At 68.6% G+C, this 16,997-nt stretch carries 17 protein-coding genes; 11 read left to right on the forward strand and 6 right to left on the reverse strand.

Going from position 1 to position 16,997, the window contains the following annotated elements; all coding sequences use genetic code 11:
- Positions 1-86: 86 nt before the first annotated feature.
- Both ADX84_RS00365 and ADX84_RS00370 read right to left on the reverse strand, forming a co-directional pair.
- On the reverse strand, positions 87-1,091 hold the full coding sequence (locus ADX84_RS00365; protein WP_049565637.1) for an aldo/keto reductase family protein: 1,005 nt from the start codon (positions 1,089-1,091) through the stop codon (positions 87-89).
- 123 nt (positions 1,092-1,214) lie between these two features.
- Positions 1,215-1,877 carry a DUF3043 domain-containing protein gene (locus ADX84_RS00370; protein WP_049565634.1) on the reverse strand — a complete coding sequence of 221 codons (663 nt, stop codon included), beginning with the start codon at positions 1,875-1,877 and terminating at the stop codon, positions 1,215-1,217.
- Positions 1,878-1,973: 96 nt separating this feature from the next.
- Here ADX84_RS00370 and ADX84_RS00375 point away from each other — a divergent pair, with 96 nt between their 5' ends.
- From ADX84_RS00375 to rpsD, 7 genes are all read left to right on the forward strand, one after another.
- On the forward strand, positions 1,974-2,741 hold the full coding sequence (locus tag ADX84_RS00375; RefSeq protein WP_082206223.1) for a PspA/IM30 family protein: 768 nt from the start codon (positions 1,974-1,976) through the stop codon (positions 2,739-2,741).
- Positions 2,738-3,016 (forward strand): hypothetical protein, encoded by a 279-nt coding sequence (locus ADX84_RS00380; RefSeq protein ID WP_049565627.1) that lies wholly within the window; start codon positions 2,738-2,740, stop codon positions 3,014-3,016. The genes ADX84_RS00375 and ADX84_RS00380 overlap by 4 nt, the downstream gene beginning before the upstream one ends.
- 178 nt (positions 3,017-3,194) lie before the next feature.
- The gene (htpX, locus tag ADX84_RS00385; RefSeq protein ID WP_049565624.1) at positions 3,195-4,121 is read left to right on the forward strand and encodes a zinc metalloprotease HtpX; all 927 of its coding nucleotides are present in this window, start codon (positions 3,195-3,197) and stop codon (positions 4,119-4,121) included.
- A 35-nt stretch (positions 4,122-4,156) separates the two neighbouring features.
- Positions 4,157-4,777, forward strand: a complete 621-nt coding sequence (locus ADX84_RS00390; RefSeq protein ID WP_049565621.1) for a hypothetical protein — start codon at positions 4,157-4,159, stop codon at positions 4,775-4,777.
- A gap of 261 nt (positions 4,778-5,038) precedes the next feature.
- The gene (locus tag ADX84_RS00395) at positions 5,039-5,389 is read left to right on the forward strand and encodes an iron-sulfur cluster assembly accessory protein (protein ID WP_049565618.1); all 351 of its coding nucleotides are present in this window, start codon (positions 5,039-5,041) and stop codon (positions 5,387-5,389) included.
- A 190-nt stretch (positions 5,390-5,579) separates the two neighbouring features.
- Positions 5,580-6,551 (forward strand): carbohydrate kinase family protein, encoded by a 972-nt coding sequence (locus ADX84_RS00400; RefSeq protein ID WP_049565615.1) that lies wholly within the window; start codon positions 5,580-5,582, stop codon positions 6,549-6,551.
- 284 nt (positions 6,552-6,835) lie between these two features.
- The gene (gene rpsD, locus ADX84_RS00405; RefSeq protein ID WP_049565612.1) at positions 6,836-7,447 is read left to right on the forward strand and encodes a 30S ribosomal protein S4; all 612 of its coding nucleotides are present in this window, start codon (positions 6,836-6,838) and stop codon (positions 7,445-7,447) included.
- Between the two features lie 237 nt (positions 7,448-7,684).
- Here rpsD and ADX84_RS00410 read toward each other — a convergent pair whose 3' ends face one another.
- On the reverse strand, positions 7,685-7,942 hold the full coding sequence (locus tag ADX84_RS00410; protein ID WP_017546512.1) for a sulfurtransferase TusA family protein: 258 nt from the start codon (positions 7,940-7,942) through the stop codon (positions 7,685-7,687).
- A gap of 529 nt (positions 7,943-8,471) precedes the next feature.
- Between ADX84_RS00410 and coxB the strand changes: the two genes are divergently transcribed.
- The 4 genes from coxB to ADX84_RS00430 all read left to right on the forward strand — a co-directional run bounded on the left by coxB (position 8,472) and on the right by ADX84_RS00430 (position 13,003).
- Positions 8,472-9,317, forward strand: a complete 846-nt coding sequence (gene coxB, locus ADX84_RS00415) for a cytochrome c oxidase subunit II (RefSeq protein ID WP_049565609.1) — start codon at positions 8,472-8,474, stop codon at positions 9,315-9,317.
- The gene (gene ctaD / locus ADX84_RS00420) at positions 9,318-10,991 is read left to right on the forward strand and encodes a cytochrome c oxidase subunit I (protein WP_049565606.1); all 1,674 of its coding nucleotides are present in this window, start codon (positions 9,318-9,320) and stop codon (positions 10,989-10,991) included.
- Between the two features lie 12 nt (positions 10,992-11,003).
- Positions 11,004-11,429 carry a cytochrome c oxidase subunit 4 gene (locus ADX84_RS00425; protein ID WP_049565603.1) on the forward strand — a complete coding sequence of 142 codons (426 nt, stop codon included), beginning with the start codon at positions 11,004-11,006 and terminating at the stop codon, positions 11,427-11,429.
- Between the two features lie 248 nt (positions 11,430-11,677).
- Positions 11,678-13,003: an Ig-like domain-containing protein gene (locus ADX84_RS00430; protein ID WP_049565600.1), complete on the forward strand. Its 1,326-nt coding sequence runs from the start codon at positions 11,678-11,680 to the stop codon at positions 13,001-13,003.
- A 181-nt stretch (positions 13,004-13,184) separates the two neighbouring features.
- On the opposite strand, the gene ADX84_RS00435 is transcribed toward ADX84_RS00430, so the two are convergent.
- The 3 genes from ADX84_RS00435 to ADX84_RS00445 form a co-directional block, all read right to left on the reverse strand.
- Positions 13,185-14,330, reverse strand: coding sequence for a glycosyltransferase family 4 protein (locus ADX84_RS00435; protein WP_049565598.1), 1,146 nt, complete (start codon positions 14,328-14,330; stop codon positions 13,185-13,187).
- Positions 14,331-14,431: 101 nt separating this feature from the next.
- The gene (locus ADX84_RS00440) at positions 14,432-15,478 is read right to left on the reverse strand and encodes a C40 family peptidase (protein ID WP_049565595.1); all 1,047 of its coding nucleotides are present in this window, start codon (positions 15,476-15,478) and stop codon (positions 14,432-14,434) included.
- Between the two features lie 348 nt (positions 15,479-15,826).
- Positions 15,827-16,822, reverse strand: a complete 996-nt coding sequence (locus tag ADX84_RS00445; RefSeq protein ID WP_082206222.1) for a C40 family peptidase — start codon at positions 16,820-16,822, stop codon at positions 15,827-15,829.
- Positions 16,823-16,997 lie beyond the last annotated feature (175 nt).

Here is a 16,997-nt window from a genome sequence, read left to right on the forward strand (position 1 = left end):
CCAACCCGCCTGACCGCGTCCGGTTCGTGGGACGGCCGAGGGGCCCGGCGGTCCGCACGGCCGCCGGGCCCCTCGGTGACGCGGTACTAGCCGCGGATGTTGTCCGGGCTCTTAGTGAGCTCCGGGTCGCGCTCCACGCTGTCGCCCAGGACCTCGTCGATCCGGGCCATCAGCGCGGCGTCGAGCCTGACCCCGGCTGCCTTCACGTTGCTCTCGACCTGCTCGGGACGGGAGGCGCCGATGATCGCGGCCGACACGTTGGGGTTCTGGAGGACCCAGGCCACGGCCAGCTGCGACAGGGTGAGCCCGGCCTCGGCCGCCAGCGGCTCCAGCCGCTGCACCCGCTCCAGCAGGGCCTGGTCCGCGACCTTGTCGGCCAGGAAGCGCTCGCTCTTGGGGTCGCTGGCCCGCGAACCGCTGGGGAGCTCCTGGCCCGGCTTGTACTTGCCGGTGAGGACACCGCCCGCGATGGGCGACCAGACGAGCTGGCCGATGCCCTCGCGCTCGGAGAGCGGGACGACCTCGGACTCGATGACCCGCCAGATCATGTTGTACTGCGGCTGGCTGGAGACGATCCGGTCGAAGCCCATCTCGTCGGCGATCTTCAGCGCCCGCTCGATCTGGTCGGCGCGCCACTCGGAGACGCCGATGTACAGGGCCTTGCCCTGACGGACCAGGTCCTCGAAGGCCCGCATGGTCTCTTCGAGCGGCGTGCTGTGGTCGTAACGGTGCGCCTGGTAAAGGTCCAGGTAATCGGTGCCCAGACGGCGCAGGGAGTCCTCGCAGCCGCGGATGACGTGCTTGCGGTTCAGCCCCCGGTCGTTCCTGCCCTCGCCCACCGGCCAGAAGACCTTGGAGAAGATCTCCAGGCCGTCTCGGCGCTGACCCTTGAGCGCGCGGCCCAGCACCTCCTCCGCCCTGCCCTGGGCGTAGGCGTCCGCGGTGTCGAACGTGGTGATGCCCGCGTCGAGCGCCGCGCGGACGCAGGAGGCCGCCGTGTCCTCCTCGACCTGGGAGCCGTGGGTGATCCAGTTCCCGTAGGCGATCTCGCTGATGATCAGACCGCTGTTGCCAAGATGCCGAAATTCCATGCCGAGCACTCTAGTTGGCGGTGCCTCGGCCGGCGCTACGGGGCTCGGAGCGAAGTGAAGGGCCGGTGCGGTCACCGGCCCCGCTCACGTCGTCGGGGATGGGGATGTGGGACGTCCGGTGGTTCAGCGGACGCCGCTCGGTGTGGGGTCGTCGCCGACCTTCAGACGGGGCTTGGGCAGACGCAGGCGCCGGAACTGGAGCTGGCGCATCGCGGCGTACATGCCGATGCCCTTGATCGCCGGGTCGTCCGGGAAGTACTCGGTGGCGCGGCGCTTGACCGTGCGGCCGATCATGACGCCCTCGGCGATGATCGTCACCATCATCAGCGGCCACAGCACGTAGGCGACGCCCACCTGGAAGACCGGGTTGTTGATGAACAGCAGCGCGATGATCAGGATCGAGAACGGCAGGAAGAACTCGCTCGCGCTGCGGCGCGAGTCGATGAAGTCCCGGGCGTACGCGCGGGCCTTGCCGAGGTCCTGCTGCCGGAAGTACTTCTCGTCTCCCTTGGGAGCACCGGAACGCCGGGCGGTCGTGCCGCGTTGACGTTCGAGACGGTCCCGGTAGGCGCGGTAGGCCTCCTTGCGGGTCTCAGGGGCCTTCACCGGTCGGCGCGGGGTGCCTACGGATTCCCTGCGCTTAGGGGTGGGCACACCCTTCTTGGGCGTATATCCCTTAGGTTGGGTGGCCTCAGTGGCCTCAGGGCTGGCGGATTCGGCGGAGGTCGAATCCGGGGCTGCGGAAGCGGAGCGACGTCGGAACACACCCTCAGGGTAGCCGGTCATAGCTTTATGGCGACCGCGGGCCAGACCGCGTAGGGTTGGGCAAAGCGCCCGCTGGGAACAGCCGATGTACGCACCGAGAAGGGGACGGCCACGCCAATGAGCGTGTTTCAGCGACTTTCGATGATCTTCAAGTCCAAGGCCAACAAGGCCCTGGACTCTGTCGAGGACCCAAGGGAAACCCTCGACTACTCGTACCAGAAACAGCTCGAACTGCTTCAGAAGGTTCGTCGCGGTGTCGCTGACGTCGCGACCTCCCGCAAGCGGGTAGAGCTCCAGATCCAGCAGCTCGAACAGCAGTCCGGCAAGCTGGAGACCCAGAGCCGCGCCGCTCTGACCCAGGGCCGTGAGGACCTCGCCCGCGAGGCGCTCACCCGCCGTTCCGGCCTCACCAGCCAGATGGAGGGCCTGCGCGAGCAGCACTCCAACCTCCAGAACGAAGAGCAGAAGCTCACGATGGCCGCCCAGCGCCTGCAGGCGAAGGTGGACGCCTTCCGCACGCGCAAGGAGACCATCAAGGCGACCTACACCGCCGCCCAGGCCCAGACGCAGATCAGCGAGGCCTTCTCCGGTATCTCCGAGGAGATGGGCGACGTCGGCATGGCCGTGCAGCGGGCGGAGGACAAGACCGCCGAGATGCAGGCCCGTGCGGGCGCGGTGGACGAGCTCCTCGCCTCCGGCGCGCTGGACGACGTCACGGGCAGCGGCCCGAAGGACGACATCCAGTACGAGCTCGACCAGATGGCGAGCACCACCGGTGTCGAGGCCGAGCTGGAGCGTATGAAGCTCGAACTCGGCGGCGGCAGTGGCGGCGCCACCCCCCAGATCGAGGGCGGCAACGGGGCCGGGAACCGGGAGGGCTCGTGATCGTTCGCATCATGGGTGAGGGTCAGCTCGACCTCACCGACGCAGACCTGGGCCTGCTCAACGACTTCGACGCCGCCCTGGAGGCAGCGATCGAGTCCGGTGACGAGGCCACGTTCCGCAAGGCCCTGCACGACCTCCTGGCGAAGGTCAGGGAGGACAGCAAGCCGCTGCCTCCCGACTCCCTGGAGCCCTCGCAGTTCATCCTTCCCCCCGCCGACGCCAGCATGGACGAGGTACGGGAGATGCTCCAGGACGACGGGCTCATCCCGGGCTAGGGACCTCCCCGTCTCGGTTCCCGCGTGCGCGTTCTTCCACTCCGGCCGCCGTGATTCGTCACGGCGGCCGGAGTGTGTCCGGGGTCATGCGGCTGTGGGGACACTCGGTGCCCCGCTTTAACCCGTTTCTCACCTGCCCGAACTACACTCCGACACATCCGCAGGGGAGGGAGTCGGCGTGGCTGGTTCGAAGTTCCGTCCGGACCGGGGGCTGACGGCCCGGATGGTCATGACCATGGTTCTGCTGTTCCTGGTCTACGTCGCCTTCGTGGTGGGGTTGGTCCTCGCGGGGCTCAACGTCTGGCTGGTGCTGGTCCTCGTCGCGGCGTTCGCCCTGTTCTCCTACTTCTCCTCCGACAGGATCGCGATGTTCGCGATGGGCGCCAAGGAGGTCACCCCCGAGCAGGCGCCCGACCTGCACGCCATCGTCGACCGCCTGTGCGCCATGGCCGACATGACCAAGCCGCGCGTGGGCATCGCCGACACCGACGTGCCCAACGCCTTCGCCACCGGACACAACGAGAAGTCGGCCGTCATCTGCGTCACCACCGGGCTGACGCGCCGCCTGGACGGCCCGGAGCTGGAGGCGGTGGTCGCCCACGAGCTCTCGCACATCGCCCACCGCGACGTGATGGTGATGACGATCGCCGGGTTCCTCGGCATCGTCGCCGGATTCCTCACCCAGGCCGGTCTGCGCTTCGCCATGTTCGCCGGAGCGGGCGGCGGACGCGGCAACAACAACGGCCCCGCCCCGGCGGTCGTCGCGCTCCTGGTCGTCCTGGTCAGCGCCATCGCCTGGGTCCTGAGCTTCCTGCTCACCCGCGCCCTGTCCCGCTACCGTGAGCTCGCCGCGGACCGCGCCGCCGCCTACCTGACCGGTCGGCCGTCCGTACTGGGCAGCGCCCTGTCCAAGATCACCGGCGACATGGCCCGGATCCCCACCCGGGACCTGCGCCAGGCCGAGCCGTTCAACGCGTTCTTCTTCGCCCCGGCCTTCGCGAAGAAGGGCTTCAGCATGAACCAGCTCATCGCCACCCACCCCCCGGTCGAGCAGCGCCTGGCCCAGCTCGGCGACATCTCCCGCCAGCTCGGTCGCGGAGCCTGACCCCACCGAACCACCCACGAGGGGAACCCACCACCATGAGCTTCTGGCGCACGCTGCTCGGCCGCTCGGAACCGGCCAAGCCCGACCTGGACGCGCTCTTCGGCCTGCCCTCGGCCGCGCTCACCCTGCGGGCCGGGGTGGGCCTGACCCCCACGGGTTCGGGGTCGGTGGCCTTCCGCGCAGCCGAGGGCGCCGCCTTCGCCGACATCGAACGCGACGTCACCGAGCTGCTCAACGCGGGGGAGGGGCCGTCGGTGGAGCAGAGCACCGACGACTACGGCTACACCTGGCTGGTCCTGCGCCCGGGCGCCGCGCAGGGGGCCGCCACCGGCGGCGAGCCCTCGGGCGGGGAGCTCGTGGACACCGACATCACCGGCCTGGTCACCGACCTGCACGCGGTCAACTCGACGCTGGAGGCCAACGGCTACGGACCCTCCCTGCTGTGTTCGCTGGTCGGCTTCACCGACACGCGGGGCCGTTCCGTGGGCCTGGTCTACCTGTACAAGCGGGGCACCTTCTACCCCTTCGCCCCCGAGGGCGGTCAGCGCCGCGACAACGCGCTGGAGCTCCAGGTGGAGGCGTCTGTGGGGGACGACCTGCCGATGGAGAAGGACCGCTCCCGCTGGTTCCCGGTCTACGGCGCCCCGGGCCTGTGAGGCGGGGCCGTCCGGAGATGGCATCCTCGGCCCGGACAAATTACCCTTGGAGGTACGAGCACACCCGTGCGTCGCCTGAGCCACACGTGCACCGTGCGGCCGGGGTGCCAGCACGAACACAGCGGCCACGCGACGGAATGCCACACCGGCCTCCGACGTTGGGACCCGTTGAAGAGGACTGGACCCGCCGACGCGGGCCGATCCGGTAAGCGACCGGGGTCGCCAGACGGCCGCAACCCCTTTCAAGAGGAGCTTTACAACATGACGGTTCAGAGCGAGGCCACCGCGCAGGGAGTCATCCTCACCGATGGTGCGGCCGACAAGGTTCGGGCGCTCCTTGACCAGGAGGGCCGGGACGACCTGCGCCTGCGCGTGGGCGTTCAGCCCGGTGGTTGCTCGGGGCTGCGTTACCAGCTCTACTTCGACGAGCGCGACCTCGACGGCGACGTCGTCGCCGACTTCGACGGTGTCGAGGTCGTCACCGACCGCCGCAGCGCCGCCTACCTCATCGGCGCGACCATCGACTTCGTGGACACCATCGAGAAGCAGGGGTTCACCATCGACAACCCCAACGCGACCGGCTCCTGCGCCTGCGGTGACTCCTTCAACTAGGCGTCCCGAGCTCCCCAGAGGAGCGTTCAGGTTCTCGGAACCACAGGGGGAGGGCGGACGCGGACGAGCGTTCGCCCTCCCCCTCTGGGTACCCTTGGCTGGTCCGAACGGGCACGTCCCCCGCATGCCCTGAACAGCTCGTCGGATCGCCCTCGAGCGATCCACCCCGCCAGCAAGGAGCCCACGTCCCGTGCGTATCGCGGTTGCCGGATCCATCGCCACAGACCACCTGATGACCTTCCAGGGTCGGTTCGCCGAGCAGATCATCCCTGAGCAGATCCAGCAGTTGTCCCTCTCCTTCCTCATCGACGAGCTGGACGTGCGCCGTGGCGGCGTCGCGGCCAACATCTGTTTCGGCATGGGCGGCTTCGGTCTGAGCCCGGTCCTGGTCGGTGCCGCCGGCGCGGACTTCGAGGAGTACCGTTCCTGGCTCGACCGCCACGGCGTCGACACCTCGGCGGTGCACATCTCCGAGCTGCGCCACACCGCCCGGTTCGTCTGCACCACGGACCTGGACCAGAACCAGATCGCGTCCTTCTACACGGGCGCGATGGCCGAGGCCCGCAACATCGAGCTCCAGCCGATCTCCGAGCGGGTCGGCGGCCTCGACCTCGTCCTGATCGGCGCCGACGACCCCGCGGCCATGATCCGCCACAGCGAGGAGTGCCGCACCCGCGCCATCCCCTTCGCCGCAGACCCCTCCCAGCAGCTGGCCCGCATGGAGGGCCCGGAGGTGCGCACGCTGATCGAGGGCGCCGCCTTCCTGTTCACCAACGAGTACGAGAAGGCCTTGGCCGAGCAGAAGACCGGCTGGTCCGACGCCGACGTCCTGTCCCGGGTGGGGACGCGCGTCACCACCCTCGGGGCCAAGGGCGCCCGGATCGACCGCAAGGACGAGCCGAGCATCCACGTTCCCTCCGCCGCCGTCGACGAGCTCGTCGACCCCACCGGCATGGGCGACGCCTTCCGCGCGGGCTTCCTGTCCGCCCACTCCTGGGGCCTGCCCCTGGAGCGCGCGGCCCAGGTCGGCAACGCCACCGCCGTGCACTGCCTGGAGGCCGACGGGCCCCAGGAGTACACGCTCACCGGCGCCTCGCTGCTGGAGCGCCTGGAGCGCTCCTACGGTGCCGAGGCCGCCGCAGAGGTCCGCCCCTTCCTGTGACCCGTGTCCGCCCCGGCCGCAAATGGACGCGCTCTGGTCGGGGTGGTACCCCGGAGCCCGTAAAGTGGATGGCTGTGACCCGCACGGGAACTCCCGTGCCCGCCCGGTGCGTCGAAACGCGTGCCGGGTCATTCGCCCGAACCGCTCGCGCCGGGTCACGCGCGGCGGTGGGGAACCCGCTCCGACCCGCACCGCGGGACACCGGGGCTCGGGCGCCCTGAGCGCCTCCCAGATCTAGGCCAGCCTTACCTGGGATTCCCTGATTCACCCTGAAAGGACTTCGCATGCGCTACACCGGACCGAAGGTGCGGTTGTCCCGGCGCGCCGGCACCCCGCTGACCCGTAAGGCGGTCAGCTACTTCGAGAAGCGTCCGTACCCGCCCGGCGAGCACGGTCGTCGCGTCCGCCGCAACAGCAGCGACTACGCCGTTCGTATGGCGGAGAAGCAGAAGGTGCGCTGGTACTACGACCTGACCGAGAAGCAGCTGGTCAGGATCTACGAGAACGCCAAGAAGCGTCCCGGCCGTACCGGTGAGGAGATGCTCGGCGAGCTGGAGCTGCGTCTGGCCACGGTCGTGCTGCGCGCCGGTCTGGCCGCCTCGATCTACGCCGCGCGTCAGTTCATCAACCACGGTCACATCACCGTGGACGGCAAGAAGGTCGACATCCCGTCGTACCAGGTCAAGCCGGGCCAGATCATCAGCGTTCGGGAGAAGTCCCGCTCGATGGTCCCGTTTGTCGAGGCCACCGAGGGCATCCACGCCGACGACAAGATCGCCGGTTACCTCGCCGTGAGCCACAAGGACCTGCGCATCGCGGTCGTCGACCGCCCCAAGCGTGAGCAGATCCCCGTGCCCTTCGACGAGCAGCTCGTCGTCGAGTACTACGCTCGCTAGACGGTTCCCGCGGTCGCGGTTCCCTTCCTCGGGGGCGGAACCGCAGTGTGGGAGAGGCCGCGTGGACCCCGTGTCCGCGCGGCCTTCGCCTTGTCCGGTACCTCCCTCCCTCCGCCCGGTCGGGGCTTCGGGAGGGGGATCGGGAGCTTCACACCGTCCCCGGAAACTGGACGGCGTGAATCGTTATCGCAACGGGACCGAAAGCCCGGCCCGTCGTTCCGGTGGCGTCGTCGGCGGTCAGTACATCCGGCGGATGTGAAAAGCGCTACCCCGCGCCAGCGGCCGCTCGACGACGAACTCGTGCATCTTCATCCGGCACCAGGACGGTATGTCCGCGCTCGCCGCGGGATCGTCCGCGGTGACCGCGATGACCGCCCCGATAGGCACTTCGCGCAGTCGGGCGGCCAGCATGATGATCGGGATCGGGCACTTGAGACCCACCGCCTCCACGGTGACCAGCGGCTGCTGCGAAGTCGGTCGCTCGGGCACGTCCACCCCCAGTTGGTTGTCGTCCTGTGGCCCAATCTTGACCCGGTGCGCCTCAAAAGGCGCACCCGGTTAAGGGTGTCGTAAACCCAGCGATACGCTCGCCTTGGTCTCGCGTCGCGAACGCGCACACCACCGCCTCGAGCGGAGATGTGGACGGGAGCGGCCAAGGGCCCGGGGGATCGCCGGGCCGCGCCTCGTAGCCAGCCGGGAGGACTACCCTCGGGGGCGACCTGGCCCGGCTCCGTGGGGCCGCCGAACGTTTCGAGAGGGCGCGTCTGGCAACACGCTGACCAGGCAAGCCCATGAACGGCACGCTGGGCGGTTCGCGATAATGTTTCCCCCTGACAAGCTTTGGATACTTAGGCCGCCCGTGGAGAATCCACGGGCTTCACCGCTGGGAAGGCAATCCGTGAGTCCGACCCGCCAAAAAAATCGGCGCTCAACTCTGCGCCGATGGGCACCACGCGGCGCCGCGCTCGCCGTGTTGGGGCTGGCCGCGACCGGCTGCGCGTCGAACGATCTCACTCGTTTGGGCATGCCGGAGCCGATCACCGAGCAGGCCGAGCGTGTTATCTCGCTCTGGCAGGGCTCGTGGGTGGCGGCTTTCGCGGTCGGCGTCCTTGTGTGGGGACTGTTCATCTGGACAATCCTCTTCCACCGCAAGCGCTCTGAGCAGTTGCCGCCGCAGGTGCGGTACAACATGCCCATCGAAGCGCTGTACACCGTTCTGCCGATCGTCGTCATCTCGGTGCTCTTCTTCTTCACCGCGCGAGACCAGGCCTACCTGCTCGACACAGAAGAGCCCGCCGACGTCCATGTAGAGGTCGTGGCCTTCCAATGGGCCTGGCAGTTCAACTACATGGACGACACCAAGGAGAACGGTGGCGACGTGCTCTTCTCCGAGGTTGGTATCCCCAACCCGGACGGCACCGCCAACCGTGACACCCAGACGACCCTCGTCCTTCCCGAGGGCGCGGTCGTCCACTTCGACCTCCACTCTCCCGACGTCATCCACTCGTTCTGGATCCCGGCCTTCGGCTTCAAGATGGACGTCGTCCCGGGCCGGGACAACTCCTTCCAGGTCAACCTCATGGAAGGTTCCGAGGGCGAGTACGTCGGTCGTTGCGCCGAGCTGTGCGGTGTGGACCACACCCGCATGCTCTTCAACGTCGAGGTCCTTCCGCAGGACGAGTACGACGCCTGGGCCGCAGAGCAGGAAGCCAACGCGACCGAGGCCGCAGAGGCCGCCGAGGCCGCTGCCGCTGAGTCCGAGGCCGCAGAGGCCGCCGAGACCGACGACGCCGAGGGCACGGGTGCTGACGGCACCGACGCTGAGGGCACGGGAGCCGAGGCGACCGAGTCCGAGGAGAATGACGAGTAAATGACCACGACGGCAACCGAACCCCGCACTGACGGTCAGGCACCGTCACGCAAGGGGTCGATCATCGTCAACTGGCTGACGTCGACCGACCACAAGGTCATCGGGTACATGTACCTGATCACCTCCTTCGCGTTCTTCCTCTTCGGAGGCGTGCTGGCGCTCCTCATGCGCCTGGAGCTGTTCCAGCCGGGCATGCAGTACATGTCCAACGAGCAGTTCAACCAGCTCTTCACGATGCACGGCACGATCATGCTGCTGATGTTCGCGACCCCGCTCTTCGTCGGGTTCTCGAACATCCTCATGCCGTTGCAGATCGGCGCCCCCGATGTGGCCTTCCCCAGGATCAACCTGTTCGGCTACTACCTGTTCCTCTTCGGTAGCCTCATCGCGATCAGCGGCTTCCTGACCCCGGGCGGCGCGGCCAGCTTCGGCTGGTTCGCCTACACCCCGCTCTCCGACGCGGTCCGCTCGCCGGGTCTCGGCGGCGACCTGTGGATCCTGGGCCTGGCCGTCTCCGGTCTGGGCACGATCCTCGGTGCGGTCAACTTCATCACCACCGGCCTGTGCATGCGCGCGCCCGGTATGACGATGTTCCGCATGCCGATCTTCACCTGGAACACCCTGCTCACCAGTGTCCTGGTGCTCATCGCGTTCCCGGTTCTGACCGCGGCCCTGATCGCTCTGGGCGCCGACCGCATGGTCGGCACCCAGGTCTTCAACGCCGAGCACGGTGGCGCCATCCTGTGGCAGCACCTGTTCTGGTTCTTCGGCCACCCGGAGGTCTACATCATCGCGCTGCCGTTCTTCGGTATCGCGACCGAGATCCTCCCGGTCTTCAGCCGCAAGCCGATCTTCGGCTACAAGAGCCTGGTGGCGGCGACCATCGCCATCGCCGGCCTGTCCGTGACCGTGTGGGCCCACCACATGTTCCCGACCGGCGCGGTGCTCCTGCCGTTCTTCTCGTTCATGACGTTCCTCATCGCGGTTCCGACCGGTGTGAAGTTCTTCAACTGGATCGGGACGATGTGGCGCGGACAGCTCACGTTCGAGACGCCGATGCTGTTCACGATCGGCTTCCTGGTCACCTTCCTCTTCGGTGGTCTGACCGGTGTGCTGCTCGCCTCGCCGCCCATCGACTTCCACGTCACCGACTCCTACTTCGTGGTGGCGCACTTCCACTACGTGGTGTTCGGCACCGTGGTGTTCGCGATGTTCGCGGGCTTCTACTTCTGGTGGCCCAAGTTCACCGGGCGGATGCTCAACGAGAAGCTGGGCAAGTTCCACTTCTGGCTGCTCTTCCTGGGCTTCCACGGCACGTTCCTGGTGCAGCACTGGCTGGGCGCCATGGGCTTCCCGCGCCGTTACGCGGACTACCTGGCCACTGACGGCTTCACGCAGCTGAACCAGATCTCCTCGGTCTCCTCGTTCGTGCTCGCGGCCTCGACGCTGATCTTCTTCTGGAACATCTACGTCACCGCGAAGAGGGCGCCGCTGGTCACCGTGGACGACCCGTGGGGCTACGGCTGCTCGCTGGAGTGGGCCACCTCGTGCCCGCCGCCGCGACACAACTTCACGTCGCTGCCCCGGATCCGGTCCGAGCGTCCGGCCTTCGACCTCAACCACCCGCACGCGGCCGCACCCGGTGCCGTCGCCGCCGGTGCCGAGAAGAAGTAGGGGGTAGAGCACATGAAGATGCAGGCCTACCTGTTCATGGGTATCTCGACCTTCTTCGGTCTTGCTGCCGCGCTGTACATCTACTGGTCGCTCCAGGACACCGGTCAGATCGAGTGGGCGGGTACCACCGCCCTGGTGGTCTCCATCGGTTTCGGCTGGATGATCGGTTTCTGGCTCTGGCAGTCGGCTCGCCACAGTGAGCACCACCACGGCCTGCCGGCCGAGGAACGGCTCGACGGCGAGATCGCCGAGAACGCCGGTGAGTACGGCTTCTTCAGCCCGCACAGCTGGTGGCCGATGTTCGTCGCGATGGCCGTCGCCTTCACGGCGGTCGGCGTGGCGATCGGCTGGTGGATGGTGATCACCGGTTTCTTCGCCGTCATCCTCACCTCGCTGGGCTGGGTCTTCGAGTACTACCGCAAGGAGTTCCAGCACTGACGTGCACACCCCGCGCGTTTGTCACTCTATGAGTGCTTTCGGCTACGCAGGGTAGGATGTGAGTGTCACCGCCCCGGTGACCGGACGAGTCGTCCCAGACGACCTCCGGCCACCGGGGTGCTCTTTTTCGGTGGCCCACGTGACGCTGCCTTCGCAGGTCACGCCGCATCCAGGCCCTGTCGGCGTCACGCCGGTGCGCACGCTCCGCGCACGCCTCGGGCCGCGTACGGACGCTGGAGGTCCTTGGCGTGAAGCGACGAATCGCCTCTTCCCGAACGGCCGCGGCAGCGGCAGCCCTGGTGCTCCTCGCGGCGGCGTGCACCCCCGAGGGCGGGGACGGCCCCGGGGGCACCGCGGCCCCCGGCGAGAGCGAGCCGGGGCCGGAGGTGGAGGTCACCCCGGAACCGGGCGCCACGGAGATTCCTCCCAACACCCCCATCCGGGTCGAGGCCGTGGACGGCACCCTCACCGACGTGTGGGTCCAGCAGGACACCGAGGGCGAGGTCGCCTCCGGCGACGCGAAGGAGGTGGCCGACACCGGAGCCCAGGGTGAGGAGGAGGACCCCTTCACCGTCACCGGCACACTCAACGAGGCCGGGAACGCCTGGGTCAGTGACTGGAACCTGCGTCCCGGGTCCTCCGTCAGAGTGTTCGTGACCGCGGCCGACCAGGAGGGCGAGGAGACCGAGGTGGTCTCGGAGTTCACCACCATGGACGCGGCGGCCGACCAACGCCTCGAACTCGTCTCCAACTTCCCGAGCAACGGGGACGTGGTCGGAGTGGGCATGCCCGTCATCGTCAACTTCGACCGGGCGGTCACCAACAAGGAACAGGTGGAGAACTCCATCCAGGTCACGGCCGAGGAGGAGACCGAGGGCGCCTGGAACTGGGTCACCGACGAGATGGCGGTCTTCCGGCCCAAGGAGTACTGGGATCCCTACCAGGAGGTCACCGTGGATCTCAGGCTGGCCGGGGTCGAGTCCTCCGAGGGCGTCTACGGAGCGGAGGACCACCGCGTCCGGTTCGAGGTCGGACGCGAGCTGGTGTCCACGATGCACGTGCCCGACCACGAGATGTCCGTGTCCATCGACGGCGAGACCGTCCGCACCATCCCGGTCAGCAACGGATCCGCCGAGGAGCGCTTCAACACCACCACCTCCGGTGTCCACCTCACCATGGAGAAGTACCAGGCCCTGGTCATGGACTCCGCGACCGTCGGCATCCCGGAGGGGTCGCCCGGCTACTACCGGCTGGACGTGGACTGGGCGGTCCGCACCTCCAACAGCGGCGAGTTCACCCACGCGGCTCCGTGGAACGCGGGGAACATCGGCAGCGCCAACACCTCCAACGGGTGCACGAACATGACCATGGAGGACGCCCGCTGGTTCCACAACCAGGCCCTTATGGGGGACATCCTGGAGACCACCGGCACCGAACGCGACCTGGAGTGGGACAACGGCTGGGGCTTCTACCAGCGATCCTGGGAGGAGTGGCTGGCCAACAGCGTCACCGGGCAGCCCCAGAGCACCGACGGCTCGGGCACGCCCGGCTCCGTCCACGGCGACGACCTCTAGGTCGTGTTTTTTGGATCATTCCGCGCTCGCGACCACCAGGCTGCCTCTCGCCGCGCCGATGAAGCTCGGACAGCCAAACCCGGGCTGACCTTCGCTCCACGGCTTGCGAGAGATTGCCTGGACGCCGCTCGCATCGATGGCGGCTCCGCCGCCACCGGCGAAAGCATCCAAAATACACGCCCTAGGGCGTCGGCTCCACGCCCCTGAGAAGGTCGTCCAGGCGCCGGAGGGTGCGCTCCCAGGTCCACTCTGCGGTCACCCACTCCCGGCCGCGTGCGCCCATCTGGGCGGCGCGGCCGGGGTCCTTCAGGAGTCGGATGAGCGCGCGGGCGGTCGGACCGGGCATCGACCCGTCGACCACGTGTCCGGTCTCGCCCTCCAGGACCGCGTCCGGGGCGCCGCCCGAGGCCCCGGCGACCACCGGCAGCCCGGTGGCGGACGCCTCCAGGTAGACCATGCCGAGGCCCTCCACGTCCAGGCCGCCCCGCCGGGTGCGGCACGGCATGGCGAAGACGTCACCGGCGTCGTAGTGGGCGGGGAGCCGTTCGGCGGGGACCGGTCCGGTGAAGCGCACCGAGTCCGTCCCCTGCGCGGCCGAGCGGAGCCGGGGTGCGAGGGGGCCGTCCCCGACGAACAGCAGGACCGCGTCGGGCACGTCGGCCAGCACGCGCGGCCAGGCCCGGAGCAGGGTGTCCTGACCCTTGCGGGCCACCATCCGGGAGACGCACACGACCACCGGACGCGAGCCCAGACCCAGCTCCCGTCGGACCTCCTCGCCGCCCGAACCGGGTCGGAAGCGCTCGGTGTCCACCCCGGGGGCGAGGCGGCGCATCCGTTCCGTGGCGGGGGCGGACAGTGAGCGGGACAACCGTCGACGGGTGTACTCGCCCAGGTAGGTGACGGTGTCGACGCCGTCACCGATCCGCCGTAGCGCCGAACTCGCCCCGGGGACCACCGTCCAACCGGTCTCGTGCCCGTGGGTGAGCGCCACCTGGCGCCGCACCCGCGAGCGCATACCGGCGGCGAGGAGCCCCAGAGGAGCGGCGGCCCCGTAGAGCACGGAGTCGCACCCCTCCATTTCGGCGATGGCCCGGGCCCGCCGTGCCACCCCCGGCGTGGGGAGCAGCACCGGCCCGGTCTCACGCACGATGGGGAACGGCTGGTGCAGGTCGAAGTACGGGTCGGCGCGGTGGTCCTCCGCCGTGGGGGAGGAGCAGTAGACCAGCACGGACCCAGGGGGGCGGCGCCGGGCCAGCTCGTGCACGAAGGACTCGATCCCGCCCGCGCGCGGAGGGAAGTCGTTGGTGATGATCAGGGTTCGCGACACCTGAGCGAGTCTAGGCGCCCGGACACGGAGAGGGCCCCTGGGAAACGGTGGTTTCCCAGGGACCCTCTCGCTGGTTCCTCGGTCGTGGGTCGTCCGGCTGCCTAGGGGCGGACCGCCGCGACGAAGTTGGAGCGGTAGTAGTCGCTCAGCTGGACCGTGCCGATGGGTCGGGAGGACGTGGAGGCGTGCACCATCACGCCGTCACCCGCGTACAGACCGACGTGGCTCGGGTTGGGCCCGTAGAAGAAGATCAGGTCACCGGGCTGCATGTTCTCCCAGGAGACGCGCTGGCCCGCGTTGATCTGGTCGTAGGTGGTGCGCGGCAGGTTCACGCCGGCCTGGCCCCAGGCGGCCTGGGTGAGACCGGAGCAGTCGTAGCCGTTGGGTCCGGTGCCGCCCCAGACGTAGGGCTTGCCGACCTGCTGGTAGGCGAAGTTCAGCACGGTCTGGGCGTTGCCGGTGGCCGGACCGGTGTAGTTGGCGCCACCACCACCGCCCCCTCCGCCGCCGCTGTTCTCGCTGCCCCCGCTGGCGTCGCTGCTGACGTTCTCGGTGGCGGCGGCCTGTTCCTCGGCGGTCAGCTCGGAGAGGATCTCCTCCTGCTCGCTGATCGCCTCCTCCGCAGCCTCGGTGGCCTCCTCGGCCTCCTCCAGGGAGTCGGCCGCGGCCTCCTCCGTGGACTCGGCCTCGCCGCGCAGGCCCTCCAGGTGCTCGAGCTCCTCCATGTACTGGGAGAGGCTCTCGTGCTGCTGCTCGGAGAGGTAGGTGAGGTCCGCCTGGTGCTCCAGGGCCTCCTCGGGACCGGTGGCCCCGATCAGCTGGGCGGGAGAGGTCAGGTCCACGCCCGTGTAGGTGGTGTTGGCCAGGGCGCGAACGCCGCTGCTGAGCGAGTCGACCTTCTTCTCGGCGGTCTCGACGTCGGCGAGGATGCCCTCGAGCTTCTCCTCGGCCGCCTCGTGGGCCTCCTTGGCCTCGTTGTAGGTCGCGTTGAGCTCGATGAACTCCTCTTCGAGGCGTTCGATCTCCTCCTGGACCTCCTCGGACGTGGGCTCGGCGTGGGCCACGGCGGCGGGGAGGAGGAAGGCTCCGATGGCGAGGGAGGCGATGACCGCTGTACGGCGTTGGCGTTCGCCACGGGATGCAGACACTGAAGCACCTTTCTCCCCTTGTCCCAGGCGATACGGGGAACAAGGGACTGCACCGGGTGGGGAACCTCGGGCCAGAGAGGGTGGCCGAAACGGTGTGGGGGTGTGCCCGACCCGGGCGCGGCTGTCACCACCGGGGGGTGGTGAATGAGGAGCAACCGCGCTCGGCGATGAACACTAGTGCATTCGTCAGGAAGCTCTCAACTGTTTCGTGACATTCTGCTGGAAGACGAGGAGTGTCCGAAAACCGGGTGCCTGTCCCAAAAAGCCGCTTGGCGGAGGGAGCGATCCCCTCCACGCGAGAGGCCGCCGTCCCGGTGCGGGACGGCGGCCTCAGGTGAGACTGCAGGATCAGGGGCGCACGGCGAACTGGAACTGACCGCCCCAGTAGGCGGCCAGGCCGACGACCTCGATGTTGCGGCCGCTGCTCGGGGCGTGGACCATCTGCCCGTTGCCCGCGTACAGACCGTTGTGTCCCAGGTCGCCGAAGAAGAACAGGATGTCACCCGGCTGGACGGCGCTCATGTCGTAGATACGGGTACCCACGTCGGCCTGCCCGTAGGTGGTACGGGGCAGGTCCACCCCGGCCGCGCGCCAGGACGCCTGGACCAGGCCGGAGCAGTCGTAGCCGTTGGGCCCGGTGCCGCCCCACACGTAGGGGAGGCCGACCTTCCCGTAGGCGAAGTCCAGGGCCGACGAGGCGTTGCCGCTGCCGCCGTGGCTCTGCCCGCCGCTGTCGTCGCCGCCCTCGGCCGAGGCGTCGGAGTCGGGGAACTGGGCCAGGATCTCCTGCTGCTCCTCGATGGCCTCCTCGACCTCGTCCTTGGCCTCCTCGGCCTCGTCCTTGGCCTTCTCGGCCTCCTCGAGGGCCTTCTCCGCCTCGTCCTTGAGCGCGAACAGGCGCTCGGCGGACTCGCCGAAGTCGTCCAGCTGGGTCTGCTGGGTGTCCGACAGGTAGTTGAGGTCCGCGTTCTGCTCCAGCAGCGCCTCGGGACCGTCGGAGGTCAGGACGTTGGCGGTGGAGTTGAGCTCGCCGCCCTGGTAGGTGGCGCTGGCGAACTGCTGGACCTTCTCCCGCAGATCGTCGTAGCGCTCCTGCTCGTCACCGACCTGGCCGTCGAGTTCGTCGAAGGCGGCCTTGGCCGCCTCGTAGTCCTCTTCGGCCTGGTTGAAGTTCTCGACCGCGGTGGAAGCCTCTTGGTTCAGCTCCTCGATCCGGTCCTCGACCTCGTCCTGGGTCGGCTCGGCGTGTGCGATGCCGGGGGCGATGAAGGTACCGGCGGCGACCACACCGAGACCGGTCGTAGCGATTCGGCGAGCCGTACGCCGACCACCGGAGTTCTTCATGGCGGTCCACGCTCCTTGAGGTAGAAAAGTCCGCATGGGGTGCTGGGAGACGGAAGGAAATCGGGGGGAACCCGTGTGTGGGCACGGGCCTCACGAGAGTGTGCGGGTCCCGGTCGGCCTGGGGAGGCACAAGGGCGGCCTTCTATCCGACAGGGCACTCACGTTCCTGGAAGAA

The sequence above is a fragment of the Nocardiopsis sp. SBT366 genome, from assembly GCF_001083815.1.
GTDB lineage: Bacteria > Actinomycetota > Actinomycetes > Streptosporangiales > Streptosporangiaceae > Nocardiopsis > Nocardiopsis prasina.

Coding starts and splice junctions, on each gene's coding strand:
- ADX84_RS00395 (WP_049565618.1), top strand. CDS start 5,039: ATGACGGTTCAGAGCGAGGCCACCGCGCAGGGAGTCATCCTCACCGAT.
- coxB (WP_049565609.1), top strand. CDS start 8,472: ATGCCGGAGCCGATCACCGAGCAGGCCGAGCGTGTTATCTCGCTCTGG.
- rpsD (WP_049565612.1), top strand. CDS start 6,836: ATGCGCTACACCGGACCGAAGGTGCGGTTGTCCCGGCGCGCCGGCACC.
- ADX84_RS00425 (WP_049565603.1), top strand. CDS start 11,004: ATGAAGATGCAGGCCTACCTGTTCATGGGTATCTCGACCTTCTTCGGT.
- ADX84_RS00370 (WP_049565634.1), bottom strand. CDS start 1,877: ATGACCGGCTACCCTGAGGGTGTGTTCCGACGTCGCTCCGCTTCCGCA.
- ctaD (WP_049565606.1), top strand. CDS start 9,318: ATGACCACGACGGCAACCGAACCCCGCACTGACGGTCAGGCACCGTCA.
- ADX84_RS00390 (WP_049565621.1), top strand. CDS start 4,157: ATGAGCTTCTGGCGCACGCTGCTCGGCCGCTCGGAACCGGCCAAGCCC.
- ADX84_RS00445 (WP_082206222.1), bottom strand. CDS start 16,822: ATGAAGAACTCCGGTGGTCGGCGTACGGCTCGCCGAATCGCTACGACC.
- ADX84_RS00365 (WP_049565637.1), bottom strand. CDS start 1,091: ATGGAATTTCGGCATCTTGGCAACAGCGGTCTGATCATCAGCGAGATC.
- ADX84_RS00375 (WP_082206223.1), top strand. CDS start 1,974: ATGAGCGTGTTTCAGCGACTTTCGATGATCTTCAAGTCCAAGGCCAAC.